The following is a 20,008-nucleotide window of genomic DNA, read 5'->3' on the forward strand; positions in this document are numbered from 1 at the left end:
CCATGAGCCAGCGTGACTATTACGAGGTGCTCGGCGTAGCCCGGGACGCGTCGGAGGACGAGATCAAGCGGCAGTATCGCAAGCTTGCGCTCCAGTACCATCCCGACCGCAACCCGGACAATCCCGAGGCCGAACAGATGTTCAAGGAGGCCGCCGAGGCCTATGACGTGCTGCGCGACGCCGACAAGCGGGCGCGGTACGACCGCTTCGGACACGCGGGCCTCAACGGCAACGGCGGCGGCCATGGTTTTGCCAACGCCGACGACGTGTTCGCGCATTTCAGCGACATCTTTGGCGATCTCTTCGGCTTCGCCACCGGCTCGTCGCGCATGCGCGGTCCGCGTCCCCAGGCCGGGGCCGACCTGCGCTACAACCTGTCCATTTCCTTCCGTCAGGCCGCCAAGGGCGACGAAGTCACCCTGCGCCTGCCCAAGAAGGTGACCTGCGACGAGTGCAACGGGTCCGGCGCGGCAGCGGGCACCAAGCCCGAAACCTGCCGCCACTGCGGCGGCAACGGGCAGATCCGCCAGAGCCAGGGCTTTTTCCAGATCGCCGTGCCCTGTCCCGTGTGCCGGGGCGAGGGCCAGGTCATCCCCACGCCCTGCCCCAAGTGCAAGGGTTCGGGCATCCTCCAGCAGGTGCGCGAACTGGCCGTGCGCATTCCCGCCGGGGTGGACACCGGCAACCGCCTGCGCCTGCGCGGCGAGGGCGAGCCGGGCCTGCACGGCGGCCCCCCCGGCGACCTGTACGTGGTCGTCAGCGTGGAGCAGGACAAGACCTTCCGCCGCCAGGGCCAGGATCTGGTGATCACCCACGAGGTCAGCTTCGTGCAGGCCGCTCTGGGCGACCGCATCGAGGTGCCCACCCTGGACGACCCGGTGACACTGGATATCCCCAAGGGCACCCAGAGCGGCGAGGTGTTCCGCCTGACCGATCAGGGCCTGCCCTACCTTGGGCACCACCAGAAGGGCGACCTGCTGGTGGAGGTGCGCGTGCTGACGCCCGTAAGCCTGACCAAGAAGCAGGAAGAGCTGCTGCGCGAATTCGCCAAGCTGGAAGAAGGCAAGCCCTTCGAAAAGGTCAAGAAGGTGGCGCGCAAGATTGGCAAGGCCATGGGCATGGAATAACCGTCGTTTTTACGCGTGCAGATGTTCCGTCCGCCCCCGGTGTTCCGCCGGGGGCGGACGCCGTTTTTCGGGGGTTGCGCCCGGCGGCAGGTTTTGTGCGCTGCGTCAGGTTTCGCGTCCGGCGCGGCGGATTGGCCTTTGCGGTGGCGGTGTGCTAGGCTGAATCCGAGTACCGGTTTTCCCATGCAGGGGTGTCCCCGGCGCGCCGTGCCAGCGGCGCGCCGGGGCTTTGTTTCCGTCCGGCAGGAGGTGTTTCATGATTGCCGATGTCCGTTCCGGCGCGCTGTTCCGCGCGGAAAGCCTGTTCGCCGAGCACGTCTGCGATGCCGCCGTGCTGGCCGGTTTCGACGTGTCCACCGACGCGGTGCGCCGCATTCTGGCCGGAGACCCTGAGGCCCCGGCGTCCCCCGATGCCCGGACCTTCGTCCTGCGGCAGGGCCAGGCGCTGGGCTGGGTGCTGCGCCGGGTGCGTTCCGGCACGTTCGACCTCACCTGGGGCACGGCCCGCGCGGTGAACGCGCTGCTCACCGGCGCGCCGCATGACGAGACCGGAGAGGGCGTCGGCACCGCCGGGCAACCGCCCGCGTGCGACCCGCTGCCCGGCGTCGTCATCGGGCCGGACGCTTCGGACCCGCTCGGGCAAGCGGTGCGGGTGTTTCTGGAACTGGCCGTGCGGCGTCCCTTTGCCGGGGGCAACGTGCGCACCGGCTACCTGCTGGCCGAAGGCGCGGTGCTGCGGGCCGGGTTGCCCGCCATCGGGGTGCCCGGACCGTTGCGGCAGGAGTTCGACGACCTGATGCGCCGCTGCCGGAGGAGAAGCGTCGGGGAAGGACCGGCAGCCGCCGGAGTTAACGGGGCCGAGGTGGAGGCCATGGCCGGATTTTTCCGGCGTTGCGGACGGTGGCCCTAGGCGGGCCGGGCATACGACGGGAATACGACGGAGGACGACATGTGGCATCTGGACATCGACATAGCCGGTGCGCTGCTGATCTTCGGGCTGCGCCTCGCGGACGTGGCGCTGGGCACGGTCCGCGCGGTGCTGGTCATGCGCGGCATCCGCCCGATGGCGGCGGCAGTGGGGTTCTTCGAGATTCTCATCTGGGTGTTCGCCATTTCGCAGGTCATGAGCCATCTGGACAACTTTGCCAATGTCCTCGCCTATGCCGCGGGGTACAGTTCGGGCATCCTGCTGGGCATGTTCATCGAAGACCGCATGGCCCTGGGCGTGGTGGTGGTCAACATCGTGACGCCCGACGGCGAGGACATGGTCCGGGCCATCCGCCAGGCGGGCTTTGGGGCCACCGCGCTTACCGGCACGGGGGGCAGCAGCGACGTGAACATGATCCGCGTGGTGTCGCCCCGCAGGCGCTCGCGCGAATTGCTGGCCCTGTGCCGCGAACTGTGCCCCGGCTGCTTTGCCACCGTGGAGGACGTGCGCAGCGTGCGCGGGGGCTTCAGCGTCTGATGCGCGTGCGTGGTTGGCGGCATGGTCATGGGTGTTTTCCCTACTTTGAAATGAGGGTTCACCCATAAAGCCCCCATGGAACCCTCCCGGAATCTTGACGGCCCGCAGGAGACCGTGTCACTAATCAAACAGCCGGTACGCACGGTACCCGTGTGCCTGGACAGTTTGGCGCATGCCCCCGGTTTTCATGGTTTCCGTGCCGCTATGGCGCGGTGGCCGGGGTGCCATGCCCGACCGTCCCTCCCTCCGTGCCCGCAAGGAAACACCCCGACATGAATTCAGTCCAGTCGTTCCCGCGCCACGCCCGAAGCCGCATCCCCGGCAAGGGTGAGGCGCAGGCGCGGTGCTGGTCGCACGGCTTCGGGCTGGCGATGTCCGGCGTCGGCATGGCCGTGGCGACGGAACGGACTCCATTGCCCGTGCTGGCCGGGCAGGCCGTTTCGCAGGGGGCGGCCCTGCTGGCTGCGGGGCTGCTTGTGACCGCGCTGTCGTGTCTTGCCGCGGCCCCCGCGCTTGCGCGTGACGCGGATCCCGCGCGGGAGCGCGGCGCGGCGTGCACGCCGTGTGCCGCGTCGCGGCCTCGCCATCCGGAGTCCGCACAGTGCCCGTCCCGGCCTCTGGACCTTGCGCAATGCATCGCCCTGGCCCTGCGCAACAACGCGGCACCCGCCGCCGCGCGCGAGGGGCTGGCCATCGCGGAAGCCCAGCATCGCCAGGCCCTTTCGGCCTACTGGCCGCAGCTTGCCGCAACGTACACCCAGACCCGCCTGGACCGTGATCCGGCCTTCGTCTACCCGGAAGACTCCTTCAACTATACGGTGGACATGGGCGGTGGTCCCATGGCCATGCGCACCACCGTGCCCGAGCGGCGCATCCGCCTTGCCGACCGCGACATCGGTGAATTCCGGGCCGATCTTGGCCTGTTGCTGTACGACGGTGGCCGCCGCGAGGCCCGCGTGCGCGAGGCCGTGGCGGGCCGCGATGCCGCCGTAGGCGAGGCGCGCCTGACAAGCCTGCAACTGGTGCACGACGTGACCACCCGCTACTACGGGGTTGTCCTGGCGCGGGCGTTGCGCGACATCGGGCGCGAAACCGTGCAGCGGTTCGAGGCCACCCGCGACGTGGCCGAGCATTTCTATCGCGGCGGTTCGCAGCGGGTGCGCAAGACCGACTGGCTGCGCGCCCGGGTGGCCGTTTCCGGCATGAAGGGGCGTCTGGCAGAACTGGATTCCAACGTGGAACTGGCGGAATCCGCCCTGGCCAACGCACTGGGCCTGGCGTGGGACGCCCGGGTGCGAGTGGCGGACACGGAACTGCCCGCCGCACCCGCCCCAGGCGACCTGGATGGTGCCGTGGCCGACGCCTACCGCCTGAATCTGGACCTTGCCCGCTTCGACGCGGGAGCCCGCGCGGCAGAGGCCGGTCTGGACGATGCCACCGGTGAATACCTGCCGGTGGTTTCGTTGTTCGGCACCCTGTCCACGGTGACCAATTCCTACGACGGCGGCCTGGTGGCCGAGGGCGAACGCACCCGCGGCGCGGCGGGGGTGACCGTGGAATTGCCGCTGTTCGAAGGCTTTCGCACCCGGGCGCGGGTGGAGGAAATGCGCGCCCGCCTGCGCCAGTTGGCCCACCAGCGGGTGCTGCTGCGCGAGGGCGTGGCCCTGCGCGTGAAGGATGCCGTGCTGCAAGAGCGCCGTGCGGCCCGACAGGCGGACATCGGTGCCGAAACCGTGGCCGTGGCCGGGGAAAGCCGCGCCCTGACGGAGCGCGCCTACCGCGAAGGCCTTGTGGATACCCGCGAACTGCTTGAAGCCCAGATTTACGAATCCATGGTGCGCGCGGCACGGCTGCGCGCCCTGTACGAGGCGCAGGCCGCCGCCGCCGCGCGCAATCTGGTGGCGGGCGCCGAGATTCTCGAGCACCTGCGGGAGGTGGGCTATGGCGCCCGTGCGCTGCCCTGAGCCTTCCACACCGCTCCATCTGCCCGGCCATGCTGCCGGGCCGGACCCATCCGCCCGGCCTGCCCCTTTTGCCAGGCCCGGCAGGAAGCTGCTGCCGCTGCCATGCCGGGCAATCCTGCTGGCACTGCTGCTGTTGTGGGCCGCACCCCCCGTGGCGCCCGCGTCTGCCGCCCCGGCGGAACTGCGCCTTGGCTACGTGGAGCATTTTCTGCCCGGGGTGGACCGCAAGGACGTGGCCCTGGCCGTGCAGTTGTGGGCACGCCGCTACGTGGAGACGGAGCGCGGCCTTGGCGTGCACCTGTCGGCCTTCGGTTCGCGGGCCGAAATCCGCGCCGCCCTGCTGGCTGACCAACTGGACGTGGTGCACCTGCCCACCGTGGACTATCTGGCGCTGTCACGCGAGATGGATCTGAAGCCCTTCGGCGTGCCCGTCACCGACGGCGAATTCGGCGAGCGCTACGTGCTGCTGGTGGCCAGAGGTTCGGGCATCACCCGCATCGGGCAATTGCGCGGCAAGCGGGTGCTGGTGCAGGCCCTGTCCCTGGGGCAGGAAAGCCTGCCCGCGCGCTGGCTGGAACGGCTGCTGCGCGATCAGGGGCTGCCCCAGGCCACCAGGCATTTCCTGTCCGTCGATTACGAAGTGCAACCCTCGCGCGTGCTGCTGCCGGTATTCTTCGGCCAGGCCCCGGCCTGCATCGTCACCGAGCGGTCGTTGCGCACCATGGCCGAGCTGAATCCCCAGATCGAGGCGCAGATGGAGCGCATTGCCGTTTCACAGCCGCTCATAGATTTCGTGATGTGCCTTGCGCCGTCGGCGGATCCCTCGCTGGCGCCGCGCTATGCGGAACTGGGCCTTGGCCTTTCGGACAACCCGTGGGGCAGGCAGATGCTGCTGTTGCTGCAACTGGACGGCATTGCGCCGTTCCGCCCAGAGGCCATCGAACCCGCACGCCGACTGGTGGAGCCATGAGCATGCGCCCGGAAGGCCAGTCCTCTTTTGTCCCGGTGGCTGCCGGTCAGTCCACCGACAGGGGGAGCACACACGGCACCGCCCAGCCCGGCCCGTCTGGTCCGTCTGGTTCGTCCGATCCGTCCGGCTGCGTTCTCGCTTCAGGCCCGGCCATGCCGACCTCGGGGTGGGTGGACCCTCCGGAAGCGTCGAAATCGCCGGAACAGCGGGACGGGGCCGGTACCTCCGGTCCTTGGGACGGGGCCGGTACCTCCGGTCCTTGGGACGGGGCCGGTACCTCCGGGCCTTGGGACGGGGCCGGTACACCCGGTCCTGGCCGTTCGTCCCATCCGCAGCGCCCGGGTTTCGGCATCGCCTTCAAGGCGGGCGGGCTGGCCTTTGTGGCGGGGGTGATGATCATCGCGGCCATTCTGGGCATGATAATTCCCTACCAGCAGGGGGTGCTGCGCCGGGGCATGGAATCGCAGGCCGACAAGCTGGCCTCTTCGGTGGCGGAAGTGGCCGCCAGCGCCTTGGCGGCGCAGGACTACGCCGCCCTGGTGGATCACTGCACCGGCGTGCTGCAACGGCAGCCGGGGCTGGAATACATCGTGGTCACCCGCATGGACGGATCGTCGCTGGTGTTCCGGCGCGGCGGCTGGGGCTTTCAGGCTGCTCCGCGGGACTCTGCCGGTGTTGCCGCCAAGACGGAGCCGTCCAGCGGCTTTCGCCTGGGGCTGCCCCCCGGCCTTGACGTTCCGGCGCCCCGCGGGAGCGCCCGGTTGCCGGGAGGCCTGAACGGACAGCCGGGCGTTCCGGATGCGCCGGGCACCGCCAATTCCCCGGCATCTCCCAACCCCGCCGGTGCGGTAAGCCCCGGCACGTTCCCCGGTGTTTTCACTGACCGGGCCGCCGACGGGCCGGAAGTGTACCACCACACGCTGCCCGTGGAACGGGCGGGCATTTCCATCTGCACCGTTGCCGTGGGCCTTGCCCTGGACGGCTACCGGGCGGAACAGCGCGCCGCGTGGTGGCACATCGGCGCGCTGACGGCCATGGCCATGCTGGTGGCGCTGGCCACGGCGCTGCTGCTGTCGCGCACGGTGACCCGCACGGTGCTGCGCCTGTCCGGCTGGGTGCGTTCCATCGGCCCCGGCAACATGGGCCAGCGCATCCGGATCGACACCGGCGACGAGCTGGAGGGGCTGGCCAACGCCTTCAACGGCATGCTCGACCTGCTGGAGGCCTCGCAGCGGGAACTGAACGAGGCCCATCGCGAACTGGAGCGCCGCGTGCGCGACCGCACCGCCCAGCTGTGCGACGCCAACGCCAAGCTGCACCTGATGGGCGAGGTGTTCACCCACGCGGTGGAGGGCATCTTCATCACCGACAGCGCGGGCACGGTGGTGGCCGTGAACCCGGCCTTCGAACGCATCACCGGCGTGGACGCGCAGTCCATGGTGGGGCGCCTGTCCCCGGCCCTGGGCATGGTGCCCGTTAACGGCACCCGCAGCGTGTGGGACGAGATGCTGGAGCACGGATCGTGGATCGGCGAGACGCGCGGGCCGCACCGCGACGGCTGGCAGATTCCGCAGTGGCTGAGCCTGGTGTCCATCCGCGACGAGGCCGGGGTGATCCTGAACTGCGTGGGGGTGTTCTCGGACATCACCGACATCAAGCAGAAGGAAGCGCAGATCACCCATCAGGCCAACCACGACGACCTGACCGGCCTGCCCAATCGCAAACACATCTTCGAACTGCTGCACGACGCCATCGCCCGGGCCTCCGTGCGCGGGCAGAAGCTGGCCGTGGTGTTTATAGACATGGACGGCTTCAAGTTCATCAACGATTCCTACGACCACGCCACCGGCGACCAGTTGCTGTGCGACGTGGCCCGGCGGCTGCGCGCGGCGTTGCGGCCCGGCGACATCCTGGGACGGCTGGGCGGCGACGAATTCGTGGCGGCGGTGGGCGGCATCAGCGACAAGGGCCATCTGGACGGCATCATGCGGCGGCTGTTCGAAACCTTTGCCGAGCCGTTCGAATACGGCGGCATGGGCTTTTCGGTCACGGCCAGCTTCGGCGTGTCGGTGTATCCCGAAGACGGCGATTCGGCCAACGCCCTGCTGTCGCGCGCGGACATCGCCATGTACCGCGCGAAGGACATGGGCAAGAACGCCATCGCCGTGTTCTGCGAGGAACAGTGCCTGGAATTCACCCGGCGCTACCGCATGGACCAGGAGATCAAGGCGGCCATTGCCGGGCGCGAATTCCGGCTGGTGTACCAGCCCATCGCCGACGCGCGCACCCTGCGGGTGCGCAAGGTGGAGGCGCTGCTGCGCTGGGAGCGCGACGGCGCGGTGGTGGCCCCGCCATCCGTGTTCATCCCCGTGGCGGAAAGCTCCAACGCCATCCGCGAGATAACCCGGCTGGTGGTGGAAATGGCCTGCGCCCAGCACGCCGCGTGGCGGCTGGAGGGGCTGACCCTGCCGGTGGCGGTGAACATCTCGTCGCGCTGCCTGAACAGCGACGAGACCATCAGCCACATAGCCGCCTGCCTGAACGCCTACGACGTGCCCCCGGACGCGCTGGAGGTGGAGATTACCGAAACCTCGCTGATGCAGAACTACGATCGCGGCAACGCCATGCTGTGCACCCTGCGCGACCTTGGGGTGCGCGTTTCGCTGGACGACTTCGGCACCGGCTATTCGTCGTTGCAGTACCTTGCGCGCATGCCCATCCACGCCCTGAAGATAGACCGCACCTTCGTGCAGGAACTGCTGGACGAAGGCGGCAGCCTGGAAATCGTGGAGACCATTCTGGGGCTGGCCCGCAGCCTGCGTCTGGCCACGGTGGCCGAGGGCGTGGAGACGGCGGCCCAGCTTTCCGCCCTGCGCGGCATGGGCGTGGACTACCTGCAAGGCTACTGCCTTGGCCGCCCGCTGCCCGCCGACGACATCCTGACCCTGTGCCGCAGGGGCATGCGGCTGGTGCCCAGGGACGTGGAGCGGTAGACCGCGCAGGACGCGCCGGGGGCGCGGGCCTGTCCGATCCGGCTCCGGCCCAATTCCGGCCCAATTCCGGCCCGGTCCCCCCCTCGCGCGCCGGTTCCCTTGTCGGCCCTCAGGCTTTTCCATGCCTGCGGGGCATTCCCGAATCCCGAGCCCCCGCCGACGGACGCCGCATTGGCGTCCGCCCTGTTTTGCGCTACAGCCAAGAAGGATGGAGCCGCCAGCGCGGGGCCGCGCGGGGGCCGTCCCTTTGCCCAGTTTCACGCCCGGCAGGAGGTTATCCCCCCATGTCTTCCGATACGCCCAAAACGCCCCATGCGCCCGGCACGCCCGGCGTCCGGCTTGACGATATGCCCGACCCCCTCGATTATGGCGAGGACGGCCCTGACCTGCCCAACACCGGGTGCGGCTGCGGGTGCGGTGCGGCATCCTCGCTGGAATGCACCGGCGGGCTGGGGCATGCCGTGCCGGTGGCCGACGATGCGGAGGCGGCCTTCAGCCACATGACCGAGGACGGCAGCGTGACCATGGTGGACGTGGGCGCCAAGGCCCCCACCCAGCGCACCGCCATCGTGCGGGCCGTGGTGGAGGTGAACGAAAACACCCTGGACCTGCTGAAGCGCCACGCCCTGCCCAAGGGCGACGTGCTGACCACCGCCAAGATCGCGGGCATCATGGCCGCCAAGCGCACGGCGGAACTGATTCCCATGTGCCACCCGCTGGCCATCAGCTACGCCGACGTGCGCTTTGTGGTGCAGGACGCGCCCCCCTCCATCGAACTGGAGGCGGAAGTGCGCACCACCGGCCAGACCGGCGTGGAAATGGAAGCCATGGTCGCCGCGCAGGTGGCCGGGCTGACCATCTACGACATGTGCAAGGCCGTGCAGAAGGATATCGTGCTGCGCGACTGCCGCCTGGTGTTCAAGTCCGGCGGCAAGAGCGGCACATTCCGGGTGGGGTAGGGGCAGGCAGCCCTTCCTCCTGACGCCGTTCAGGTTGGCAAGGCAGAAAGGCCGCATGGGCGGCCTCTCTGCTTTCTTCGTTTATCTGCGCGTGCTCAGTCCACGAACGCGCACCCTTTCTCTTTCAGCATCTCGTCCACCCAGGTGCGGTCCCAGGTGCCGTCCGCTATGGCGGCCATGACGCGCGTTTCCTTCTCTGCCATGGCGCGGGCTCTTTCCAGCACCGCCGGGGCGTCGGCGGGGCGCACCACCACGATGCCGTCGCGGTCGCCCGCCACGATGTCGCCGGGGTTCACCACCAGTCCGCCGCAGGCGACGGGAAAGTTCACCTCGCCGCCGCCTTCCTTCATCGGGCCGTTGGGCGAAATGCCGGTGGCGTACACCGGAAAGTCCATGGCCTCGATTTCCTCGGCATCGCGGATGCAACCATCCACCACCAGCCCGGCCAGGCCGCGCTGCTTCATCCACGTGGTCATCTGTCCGCCCACGATGGAGTAGAACTGCTCGTCATGGGCGTTGACCACCAGCACGTCGCCGGGCCGGGCCATGTCCATGGCCTTGTTGAACAGCAGGTTGTCGCCCACGCGCACCCGCACCGTCAGCGCGGTGCCCAGCAGGGGGGCGCGGTTCATGGGGCGGATGCGGGAATGCATGCAGGCCATGCGGTTCATGGCGTCGCCGATGTTGGAAACGGGAATGGACCGAAAGGCGTCCACCAGGGCGGCATCGGGCCGGGTGATGGTGCTGCGGACGCGGTAATAAGGATTGGTCATGCGGGATCTCGTGCGTTGTTCGCGGCGCGCGTCCCGCCCCGCCCGGCAAGGCCGGTGCGGGTGTGGCACGGGGTGGGGCGGCACCGTGAGGGTTGGGAAATTTCAGTGTGCGGCGGTGGGCAGGCCGAGCCTGTCGGTCCAAAGCGCGGGGCCGGTCTGCTCTGGCGGGGGCGGGCCGCCTGTCATGCCCAGCCTGTTCGGCAGGGCGCGGCAATGCGTCAGCGTGCGGCCTCCTCCAGCCGGGCGGAGATGAACCCGTCCACGGCGTCGGTGTACGCGCCGGGCAGGCCCAGCAGGTGGTTGATCTCGCCGTGGGTCAGGGCCTGCGGCAGCACGGGCGTCTTGCGGCCTGCGCGGGCCGTTTTGGCGGCAAGGGCCTCTGCCGCCGCACAGGGCTTGTCGGCCCGTTTGGTGGAACACACCAGCAGCATGGGCACGGCCCCGGTCATCCACTGTTGCTGGGGCGAGGCCTTAATCCAGTAGGACGGGTTCTTGCCGAAGGCCTCGTCGTAGAAGCCCAGGTGGCGGCGCTGCATGATGGCGGGCACGTCCATGGCCGCGGAATCCAGCACCACGGCGCCCGCCACGGGGCGGTCGAGCAGGGACGGCGCGGACGACACCAGCGCCACCAGATGCGCCCCCGCCGAATGGCCCATCAGGATGATGCGCGACGGGTCCGCGCCCCAGCCGGGGGCGGCATCGGCCACGCGGCGCACGGCGGCGGCCATGTCCCCGGCCTGCTCCAGCGCCATGGCATCGGGAAGCATCCGGTAATTGATGCTTGCCAGCACGTAGCCCTTGGGCAGCCAGCGGGCCAGCTTGTTGTCCATCAGGCCGGGGTTGGCCTTGTCGCCCACCTTCCACGCGCCGCCATGTACCATGACGATGACGGGCGCGTGCTGCGGGTTGGGCGGCAGGTACACGTCCATGACCTGTGCCGGGTGCGGGCCGTACGATTCGACCAGCCTGCGGCTGCCGGGCACGATGCTGGCGGGGTCCAACGGATGTTGGGGGTTGCTGCCCCGGCGGGCGGCGGCGTCATCCTGCCGGTTTGCCGCGCCATTGCCCGATGCGGTGCTGCCGGACGCGGTGCTGCCCGATGCGGTGCTGTCGGACGCGGCCCGCTCGGCGCGGCGTTCACGCAGCCTGTCGAGAATGGGACCGGCGGCGGCTTCGGGCGTGGGACAGGCAAGGGCGACGGCCAGCAGGGCGGTCAGCAACAGGGACGGGAAGGGAAAACTGGTGCGACGGGCAGGCATGGGGTGCCCTCCGGATGAGGGAATGTGGCGGGGGGCTGGCCCGTCGTGACGGCGGTGCGGGTATCGTCAGTGGTCGTGCGGCGTCCGGTGGGTTGCCGGACGCCGCACGGTGTCGCTTTGTGTTTTGTCCAAATGAGGATTTTCGTCCGGTGGCAAGGAAAACAAGCCTGCCATGAGGGAGCATGCGGCAGCCGTTATGCGAGTCTTCGAGCATTACGGATGGCGACCGCATCGCGCTCTTCTTGTATTCGACCGAGCCTTAGCCGTTAGGTGAGCGCACAGCGCGAGTCTTACGGATAAGGACAGCAGAGCTATGGCAGGTGACGTTTGACGCAGCCACCGGGCGAAAAGACCATTTGGGTAGGCTTACCAGACCATGCGCAGTTTGGCCCCCATGCCCGAAATCTGCCGCTTCAGGTCCGGGATGGTGTACTGGCCGTAGTGCACGATGGAGGCGATCAGCGCGGCGGTGGCGCCGCCCGTGGTGATGGCGTCGTACATGTGCGCCGGGCTGCCCGCGCCGCCGGAGGCGATGACCGGAATGGACACCGCGTCGGCGATCATCCGGGTCAGGGTCAGCTCGTAGCCGTCCTTGGTGCCGTCCGCGTCGATGGAGTTGACGCACAGTTCGCCGGCGCCCAGCGCCTCGCAGGTTCTGGCCCATTCGATGGCGTCCATGCCCATGAACTTGCGCCCGCCGTGGATGACGATCTCGTAGCCGGAGGGGATGGCCTCGGACTTCTGCACCTGCTTCACGTCCATGCCCACCACGATGGCCTGCGACCCGAAGGCCGCCGCGCCCTGGCTGATGATGTCCGGGTTCTTCACCGCGCCGGAGTTCACCGACACCTTCTCCGCCCCGGCCACCAGCACGGCCCGCATGTCTTCCACGGTGTTGATGCCCCCGCCCACCGAGAAGGGGATGAAGATTTCCGAGGCCACCCGCTCGACCACGTCGAGAAAGATGCCCCGGTCCTCGTGCGAGGCGGTGATGTCGTAGAACACGATTTCGTCCGCGCCCTGCTCGTAGTAGCGGCGGGCGGTTTCCACCGGGTCGCCGATGTCCACGTTGCCCTCGAACTTCACGCCCTTGGTCAGCCTGCCGTTGCGGACGTCCAGACAGGGGATGATGCGCTTGCTAAGCACGGCTGGCCTCCTTGCAGTAGGCGTAGAAGTTGCGCAGCAAGGCAAGGCCGGGCCGACCGCTCTTTTCCGGGTGAAACTGCACGGCCCACAGGCCGGGGCCGCCGTGGATGGCGCAGAATTCCTCGCCGTAGGTGCACGTGGCGATGACGTAGCTTTCCGGCGGGGCGGGGTAATAGCTGTGCACGAAGTAGAATTCCGCCTCCGGCTCGATGCCCTTCAGCAGTTCGCACGGGCGCTTCTGCACGATGCTGTTCCAGCCCATGTGCGGCACGCGGATGGGGGTGCCGTCCTCTTCGGTCCAGGCGGCGTTGAACAGGCGGCATTCGCCGGGCACGATGCCGAGGGCCTTGGTGTCGTTTTCCTGGCTGTAGTCCAGCATGATCTGGCAGCCCACGCAGATGCCCAGCAGCGGCTTGCCCGCCTGCACCTGGTCCTTCAGCACCTTGTCGAGCCCGGTGGTGAGCAACTCGTTCATGGCCTGCCCGGCCGCGCCCACCCCCGGAAAGATCACCCCGTGCGCCCCGGCGATGACCGCCGGATCCGCCGTGATGACGCAGGGAATGCCCAGGTGGTCCAGCGCACGGCGCACGCTGGTCTGGTTGCCTGCCTTGTAGTCGAGGATAGCGAGCATGTTCCTGTCCCTCGTGTTGCTTGGCGGCATGGCCGCCGTCCGCGTGCAGGCCCGTTGGCCCCGTGTGGAGCCGGGTGACGGTGTCCGGATGACAACCCACATGACAAAAATCGAAAATTCACCCGCCGGGCCGCCGGAATGGCTGTTGACGGCGCGCGGAGCGGCCCGGGTGCGCCCGTGGCGTCGGCAGGCGCCGGGTGCCGGGGCAAGGTGAAGGCAATGCGGTAGCATCAGCGGGCGGTGGGGCGCAAGGGGCGGCGCGCGGCGGGGCGCCGTGCGGATTTTCCGGGTGGTGGCGGGGGGCGGTGCCGCCTTGCTGGCGCGCGGGGCGGTTTTGCCGCCAATGGCAAGCGGCGGCAAGGGATTCCGGGTATCGGCGGGTTTCTCGCGGTACTGCCGCCGCGCGCCATCCCCGCCTGCGGTGGGCATGCCCGACACCCGCCCCCGCTTTCCCATCAATGTCAAAAAACGGGGTTCCGGCCCTTCCGCTACCCCGTGCGCGTCTTGCCAAGCGCGGGGGCGCGCGATATAAGAGCCGGATTGCTGACGGAACGTGGGTTCATTCTTGCATGTTCCGTAACAATCGCGGGTGGATGGCCGTTCCCCCGCGCCTCGCCGCGCCGGAACGCCCCGCACACTCCTCCCGCCTTTGTCCCGGCAGCCCTCTTCTTTCCCGCCCCTGCGGGGCAACCCTGTTACCAGACAGAGTCCAATGCCCAAACGCACCGATTTGAAGCGGATCATGGTCATCGGTTCCGGCCCGATCGTCATCGGGCAGGCGTGCGAATTCGACTATTCCGGCACGCAGGCCGTGAAGGCCCTGAAGGAAGAAGGCTACGAGGTGGTGTTGGTCAACTCCAACCCCGCCACCATCATGACCGACCCCGGTCTTGCCGACCGCACCTACATCGAACCCATCGAGCCCGAAACGGTGGCCGCCATCATCCGCAAGGAGCGGCCCGACGCGCTGCTGCCCACCCTGGGCGGCCAGACCGGCCTGAACACCGCGCTGGCCCTTGCCGCCATGGGCGTGCTGGAAGAATGCGGCGTTGAACTCATCGGAGCCAACAAGCAGGTCATCGAAAAGGCGGAAAGCCGCGAACTCTTCCGCGAGGCCATGGCCAACATCGGCCTGAAGGTGCCCGCCAGCGGCATTGCCCGCACCATGGAAGACGTGCGCCGCCTGGGCACCGAAATGCCCTTCCCGCTGATCATCCGCCCGGCCTTCACCATGGGCGGCACCGGCGGCGGCATCGCCTACAACATGGAGGACCTGGAAGAGATTGCCGCGCGCGGTCTTGCCGCCTCCATCAAGCACGAGGTGATGATCGAGCAGTCGGTGCTGGGCTGGAAGGAATTCGAGATGGAGGTGATGCGCGACAAGGCCGACAACTGCGTCATTATCTGCTCCATCGAAAACTTCGACGCCATGGGCGTGCACACGGGCGATTCCATCACCGTGGCCCCGGCCCAGACCCTGACCGACGTCGAGTACCAGATGATGCGCGATGCCTCCATCGCCATCATGCGCGAAATCGGCGTGGAAACGGGCGGCTCCAACGTGCAGTTCGGCATCAACCCGCAGAACGGCGACATGGTGGTCATCGAGATGAACCCCCGCGTGTCGCGTTCTTCCGCGCTGGCCTCCAAGGCCACCGGGTTCCCCATCGCCAAGATCGCGGCCAAGCTGGCCGTGGGATACACGCTGGACGAAATTCCCAACGACATCACCCGCGAGACGATGGCCAGCTTCGAGCCGTCCATCGACTACTGCGTCACCAAGATTCCGCGCTTCACCTTCGAAAAGTTCCCCGGCGCCAAGGACGAGCTGACCACCTCGATGAAGAGCGTGGGCGAGGCCATGTCCATTGGCCGCACCTTCAAGGAATCGTTGCAGAAGGGCCTGCGCTCGCTGGAAGTGGGCGCGCCCGGCCTTGGTTCCGCCTTCCGCTGCAAGGGTCCGGAGCGCGAGGACATCATGCGCAAGTTGCGCACGCCCAACTCGCGCCGCATCTTCTACGTGCGGCACGCCATGCTCGACGGCATGACCGTGGAGGAAATCCACGAGGCCACCGCCATCGACCCGTGGTTTTTGCGCCAGATGAAGGACCTGGTCGACATGGAAGCCGAGCTGCGCGACTTTGCCCTGGGCAACGCCATGACCGTGGACAACGCGGAACTGGTGGCCCTGATGCGCCGCGCCAAGGAATACGGCTTTTCCGACCGCCAGCTGGCCGAAATGTGGAAGCGCCCCGAATCGGACGTGCGCACCCTGCGCAAGGCCATGGGCATCGCCCCCACCTACTATCTGGTGGACACCTGCGCCAGCGAGTTCGAGGCGTACACCCCTTACTACTACTCCACCTACGAGACCGGCCATGAAGTGGCCGTGGAAGACCGCAAGAAGGTCATCATCCTGGGTGGCGGACCCAACCGCATCGGGCAGGGCATCGAGTTCGACTACTGCTGCTGCCACGCCTCCTTCGCGCTGAAGGAAATGGGCGTGCAGGCCATCATGGTCAACTCCAACCCTGAAACGGTATCGACCGACTACGACACCTCCGACCGCCTGTACTTCGAGCCGCTGACCTTCGAGGATGTCATGAACATCATCGAGACGGAAAAGCCCGACGGCGTGGTGGTGCAGTTCGGCGGGCAGACCCCGCTGAACCTGGCCGTGCCGCTGATGCGCGCTGGCGTGCCCATTCTTGGCACCTCGCCCGATTCCATCGACCGCGCCGAAGACCGCGAACGCTTCCAGGCCCTGTTGCAGAAGCTGGGCCTGCGCCAGCCCGCCAACGCCACGGTCATGTCCCTGCCCGAGGCGCACAGCGCCGCCGCCCGCATCGGCTACCCGGTGGTGGTGCGGCCCAGCTACGTGCTGGGCGGCCGGGCCATGGAAATCGTGTACGACGAGGAACAGCTGGCCGACTACTTCGCCAATTCGGTGGGTGAAAAGCCCAAGCACCCCATCCTCATCGACAAGTTCCTGGAAAGCGCCACCGAGGTGGACGTGGACGCCCTGTCCGACGGCACCGACGTGTACGTGGCGGGCATCATGGAACACATCGAGGAAGCGGGCATCCATTCCGGCGACTCCGCCTGCGTCATTCCGCCGCACACCCTGCCCGAGGCCATCGTCAACGAGATCGCCCGGCAGACCGTGGAACTGGCGCGCGAACTGCGCGTGGTGGGCCTGATGAACATCCAGTTCGCGGTCAAGGACGGCCTCATCTACATCCTTGAAGTGAACCCCCGCGCCTCGCGCACCGCGCCCTTCGTGTCGAAGGCCACCGCCGTGCCCCTGCCGCGCCTGGCCACCCAGATCATGCTGGGCGCCACGCTGAAGGAACTGGACCCGTGGTCCATGCGCCGCACCGGCTACTTCTCGGTGAAGGAATCGGTGTTCCCGTTCAACCGCTTCCCGGGGGTGGACATCCTGCTCGGCCCCGAAATGCGGTCCACGGGCGAGGTGATGGGTATTGCCTCCAGCTTCGAGGAAGCCTATCTGAAGGGCCAGCTTGCGGGCGGACAGCGCCTGCCGCAGGGCGGCAAGATCTTCATCTCCGTCAACGACCGGGACAAGCTGCTGATCACGGAAGTGGCCAGCATGTTCGCGGACCTTGGCTTCGAGGTGTTGGCCACCAGCGGCACCGCCAAGCTGCTGCGCGAAGGCGGCGTGCCCGCCACGGCGGTGCACAAGGTGTACGAAGGGCGACCCAACATCGTGGACTTCATCAAGAACGGCGAAATCGCCCTGGTGGTCAACACCGCCTCGGGCAAGCGCACCGTGCAGGATTCCAAGTCCATCCGGCAGGCAACGCTGATGTACGGGGTGCCCTACAGCACCACCGTATCCGGGGCCAAGGCCATCGCGCAGGCCATACGGGCCAGCCGCTGCTGCGGGGTGAACGTGAAGAGCTTGCAGGAATACTACGGAACCAACTAGAATACCGACAACGGGACCGGGCCTAAGGCCCGGTCCTGCACTTTGGGGCCACGCGCAATGTGGCGAACGCCAAGCAAACGCCGGGCGGAAGCCAGACGAAAGTTAACGAGCGGCTGGCGCACGACATGACCACAATGGGCGCGTAACGGACCGTCTGCATCGAGGTAGAGCATGATCAAGCATTACTGCGGCATCTTCGGCATCTACAACCACGTCGAAGCGGCGCGCATGGCATACTTCGGCCTGTACGCCCTGCAACATCGCGGGCAGGAAAGCGCGGGCATCGTCACCTGGGACGGCCAGAAGCTGCGCGAACACCGGGGCATGGGCCTGGTGCCCGACGTGTTCAACGAACGGCACCTGGGCAAGGAGCTGAAGGGCAACATCGCCGTCGGCCACATCCGCTATTCCACCACCGGGGCCTCGCTCATCCGCAATGCCCAGCCGTTTCTGGTGCGCTTCAAGGGCATGGAAATCGCCATCGCGCACAACGGCAACCTGACCAACACCGTGGAGCTGCGCGACGAGCTTGAACAGAAGGGGTCCATCTTCCAGACCTCCATCGACAGCGAGGTGTTCGTGCACCTCATCGCGCACAACATGAACGGCAAGAGCTTCGAGGAAGCCGTCATGGCCGCGTGCAAACGGGTGAAGGGCGCGTATTCGCTGATCATCCTCGCCAACGACAAGCTTATCGCCATGCGCGACCCGAACGGCATGCGTCCGCTGGCGCTGGGCCGTCTGGCCGGTTCGCCGGTGCTGGCAAGCGAAACCTGCGCCTTCGACCTGATGGAGGCGGAATTCATCCGCCCGCTGGACCCCGGCGAAATGCTGGTCATCGAAGGCAACAGCGTGAAAAGCTACAGCCTGCTCGACGAGGGCAACAAGCCGCCCACGCGCCAGTGCATCTTCGAACTGGTCTACTTTGCCCGGCCCGATTCCATCGTGTTCGGTGAAGACGTGTACCAGTGCCGCAAGGAGATGGGCCGCCAACTGGCCCTGGAATCGGCACCGGATGTGGACTTCATCATGCCCTTCCCGGATTCGGGCATCTACTGTGCGGTGGGCTTTGCCCAGCAGTCGGGCCTGCCGTACGAACACGCCATGATCCGCAACCACTACGTGGGCCGCACGTTCATCCAGCCCTCGCAGGACATGCGCGACTTTGGCGTGCAGGTGAAGATCAACCCGGTCAAGAGCATGATCAGGGGCAAGCGGATTTGCATCGTGGACGATTCCATCGTGCGCGGCACCACCATCCGCACCCGCGTGAAGAAACTGCGCGAACTGGGCGCCAAGGAAGTGCACTTCCGCGTCAGCTGCCCGCCCATCAAGCACCCGTGCTTCTATGGCATCGACTTTTCGTCCAAGGGCGAACTGATCGCGGCCAACCATTCCATTGCCGAGATCGAGCGCTTCATCGGGCTGGATTCGCTGCACTACCTGTCCATCGACGGGCTGCTGCGTTCCGTGTCCCACCCCGAAAACTACTGCCTGGCCTGCTTCAACGGCGACTACCCCATCCCCTGCGCGGGCGGCGGGTGCAGCCGGGCGTGCCTGGAAGTGACGGACTAGACGGTAGACGCGGGGCGGGCATGGGGCGGACACGCCACCTGCCGGGCTGCCACTTTTGATAAGGATATCGCGCCGGAGTACGCTTCGGCATGCACAAGGGGGCCGCAAGGCCCCCTTCGTGCGTGTGATGCCATGGAATGTGCCGAGAGGCGTGAGGGGGGCTTGCCGGTCTGACGGGCGGACACCCCGATTTTGTTTCAACCTACGCACCAGCGAGGAGGGCGACTAGGCGGACACCCCCTACCGGCGATTTCTGGGGCTGTTTCAACCCACGCACCCGTGAAGGGTGCGACAGGCGCAGCGTATGGCCGTCGGCAGGGTCGAACCGGTTTCAACCCACGCACCCGTGAAGGGTGCGACTTCGTTCGACGACTCCGCCAATCTGTCCCTGGTGGTTTCAACCCACGCACCCGTGAAGGGTGCGACTAGCGCACCCTGGAGTTCTGCGGCACAGGGAGCTTGTTTCAACCCACGCACCCGTGAAGGGTGCGACGCGCTACCCCGACGGCGTTCCGCAAGATGCGCTGGTTTCAACCCACGCACCCGTGAAGGGTGCGACGCCCCTCCCTCTTGTATCCAGCCCACTCGAAACAGTTTCAACCCACGCACCCGTGAAGGGTGCGACGCAACGGCGGTTTCGATGTTGCCCCGGCTGGTATGGTTTCAACCCACGCACCCGTGAAGGGTGCGACGCCATGACCGTGGACCTTTCCGGCCTGCCCGTGTTTCAACCCACGCACCCGTGAAGGGTGCGACGTGACGAGGCCCTGCGGGGCTGCGGACGCGATGTTTCAACCCACGCACCCGTGAAGGGTGCGACGATCAGCGGCTTCAGCGGGCGGCTGACATCGAGGAGGTTTCAACCCACGCACCCGTGAAGGGTGCGACTATGACACCGCCCTTGCGGGCGTGATTGCCGGGGTTTCAACCCACGCACCCGTGAAGGGTGCGACCCTCGCCAGGCTCTTTCAGCCACCATCCCTCGGCCAGTTTCAACCCACGCACCCGTGAAGGGTGCGACCTGATCCCAACGCCAATCCCTACCGCAAGAAATAGTTTCAACCCACGCACCCGTGAAGGGTGCGACTTGGCGCAACCCCTGTGCAGCAGACGCTCGAATGGTTTCAACCCACGCACCCGTGAAGGGTGCGACGGCCGCAGTATCGTGCGGACCCGCGCCGCGATTCGTTTCAACCC

At 67.4% G+C, this 20,008-nt stretch carries 13 protein-coding genes and 1 CRISPR repeat array (1 of these 14 cut by a window edge); of the genes, 9 read left to right on the forward strand and 4 right to left on the reverse strand.

Annotated features, from left to right (window positions below; genetic code table 11):
- The first annotated feature begins 2 nt into the window (after positions 1 to 2).
- The 7 genes from dnaJ (at position 3) to moaC (ending at position 9,478) form a co-directional block, all read left to right on the forward strand.
- Positions 3 to 1,127, forward strand: coding sequence for a molecular chaperone DnaJ (dnaJ, locus tag K6142_RS00165; RefSeq protein ID WP_012613403.1), 1,125 nt, complete (start codon positions 3 to 5; stop codon positions 1,125 to 1,127).
- Between the two features lie 256 nt (positions 1,128 to 1,383).
- Complete coding sequence (locus tag K6142_RS00170; RefSeq protein ID WP_190243782.1) at positions 1,384 to 2,037, forward strand: hypothetical protein; 654 nt, start codon at positions 1,384 to 1,386, stop codon at positions 2,035 to 2,037.
- Between the two features lie 39 nt (positions 2,038 to 2,076).
- Positions 2,077 to 2,592 carry a DUF2179 domain-containing protein gene (locus tag K6142_RS00175; protein ID WP_012613405.1) on the forward strand — a complete coding sequence of 172 codons (516 nt, stop codon included), beginning with the start codon at positions 2,077 to 2,079 and terminating at the stop codon, positions 2,590 to 2,592.
- Positions 2,593 to 2,864: 272 nt separating this feature from the next.
- Positions 2,865 to 4,556, forward strand: coding sequence for a TolC family protein (locus tag K6142_RS00180; protein ID WP_223290223.1), 1,692 nt, complete (start codon positions 2,865 to 2,867; stop codon positions 4,554 to 4,556).
- A 151-nt stretch (positions 4,557 to 4,707) separates the two neighbouring features.
- Positions 4,708 to 5,526: a phosphate/phosphite/phosphonate ABC transporter substrate-binding protein gene (locus K6142_RS00185; RefSeq protein ID WP_223380698.1), complete on the forward strand. Its 819-nt coding sequence runs from the start codon at positions 4,708 to 4,710 to the stop codon at positions 5,524 to 5,526.
- Positions 5,527 to 5,918: 392 nt separating this feature from the next.
- The gene (locus tag K6142_RS00190; RefSeq protein ID WP_223380699.1) at positions 5,919 to 8,519 is read left to right on the forward strand and encodes a putative bifunctional diguanylate cyclase/phosphodiesterase; all 2,601 of its coding nucleotides are present in this window, start codon (positions 5,919 to 5,921) and stop codon (positions 8,517 to 8,519) included.
- Between the two features lie 467 nt (positions 8,520 to 8,986).
- Complete coding sequence (gene moaC, locus K6142_RS00195; RefSeq protein ID WP_190243799.1) at positions 8,987 to 9,478, forward strand: cyclic pyranopterin monophosphate synthase MoaC; 492 nt, start codon at positions 8,987 to 8,989, stop codon at positions 9,476 to 9,478.
- 95 nt (positions 9,479 to 9,573) lie between these two features.
- On the opposite strand, the gene K6142_RS00200 is transcribed toward moaC, so the two are convergent.
- The 4 genes from K6142_RS00200 to hisH form a co-directional block, all read right to left on the reverse strand.
- Complete coding sequence (locus K6142_RS00200) at positions 9,574 to 10,251, reverse strand: RraA family protein (RefSeq protein ID WP_190243784.1); 678 nt, start codon at positions 10,249 to 10,251, stop codon at positions 9,574 to 9,576.
- Between the two features lie 218 nt (positions 10,252 to 10,469).
- Positions 10,470 to 11,510, reverse strand: coding sequence for an alpha/beta hydrolase (locus K6142_RS00205; RefSeq protein WP_223380700.1), 1,041 nt, complete (start codon positions 11,508 to 11,510; stop codon positions 10,470 to 10,472).
- Positions 11,511 to 11,876: 366 nt separating this feature from the next.
- On the reverse strand, positions 11,877 to 12,656 hold the full coding sequence (hisF, locus tag K6142_RS00210) for an imidazole glycerol phosphate synthase subunit HisF (RefSeq protein ID WP_190243786.1): 780 nt from the start codon (positions 12,654 to 12,656) through the stop codon (positions 11,877 to 11,879).
- Complete coding sequence (gene hisH / locus K6142_RS00215) at positions 12,649 to 13,287, reverse strand: imidazole glycerol phosphate synthase subunit HisH (protein ID WP_012613412.1); 639 nt, start codon at positions 13,285 to 13,287, stop codon at positions 12,649 to 12,651. Before hisH ends, hisF begins: the two co-directional genes overlap by 8 nt.
- Positions 13,288 to 13,999: 712 nt before the next feature.
- Here hisH and carB point away from each other — a divergent pair.
- A complete protein-coding gene (carB, locus tag K6142_RS00220; RefSeq protein WP_190243787.1) occupies positions 14,000 to 17,236 on the forward strand; it encodes a carbamoyl-phosphate synthase large subunit in 3,237 nt (1,078 codons plus the stop codon).
- Between the two features lie 171 nt (positions 17,237 to 17,407).
- Entirely contained in the window at positions 17,408 to 18,811 is a 1,404-nt protein-coding gene (gene purF, locus K6142_RS00225; protein ID WP_190243788.1) for an amidophosphoribosyltransferase, read from the forward strand.
- Between the two features lie 194 nt (positions 18,812 to 19,005).
- Positions 19,006 to 20,008: direct repeats of the CRISPR family, unit length 32 nt; unit sequence GTTTCAACCCACGCACCCGTGAAGGGTGCGAC; it runs 1,472 nt beyond the window's last position.

Origin of the sequence: Nitratidesulfovibrio sp. SRB-5 (assembly GCF_019931275.1) — a bacterium.
Classification (GTDB): Bacteria; Desulfobacterota; Desulfovibrionia; order Desulfovibrionales; family Desulfovibrionaceae; genus Cupidesulfovibrio.

Coding starts and splice junctions, on each gene's coding strand:
- dnaJ (WP_012613403.1), top strand. CDS start 3: ATGAGCCAGCGTGACTATTACGAGGTGCTCGGCGTAGCCCGGGACGCG.
- K6142_RS00170 (WP_190243782.1), top strand. CDS start 1,384: ATGATTGCCGATGTCCGTTCCGGCGCGCTGTTCCGCGCGGAAAGCCTG.
- K6142_RS00175 (WP_012613405.1), top strand. CDS start 2,077: ATGTGGCATCTGGACATCGACATAGCCGGTGCGCTGCTGATCTTCGGG.
- K6142_RS00180 (WP_223290223.1), top strand. CDS start 2,865: ATGAATTCAGTCCAGTCGTTCCCGCGCCACGCCCGAAGCCGCATCCCC.
- K6142_RS00190 (WP_223380699.1), top strand. CDS start 5,919: ATGATCATCGCGGCCATTCTGGGCATGATAATTCCCTACCAGCAGGGG.
- K6142_RS00200 (WP_190243784.1), bottom strand. CDS start 10,251: ATGACCAATCCTTATTACCGCGTCCGCAGCACCATCACCCGGCCCGAT.
- K6142_RS00205 (WP_223380700.1), bottom strand. CDS start 11,510: ATGCCTGCCCGTCGCACCAGTTTTCCCTTCCCGTCCCTGTTGCTGACC.
- hisH (WP_012613412.1), bottom strand. CDS start 13,287: ATGCTCGCTATCCTCGACTACAAGGCAGGCAACCAGACCAGCGTGCGC.
- carB (WP_190243787.1), top strand. CDS start 14,000: ATGCCCAAACGCACCGATTTGAAGCGGATCATGGTCATCGGTTCCGGC.
- purF (WP_190243788.1), top strand. CDS start 17,408: ATGATCAAGCATTACTGCGGCATCTTCGGCATCTACAACCACGTCGAA.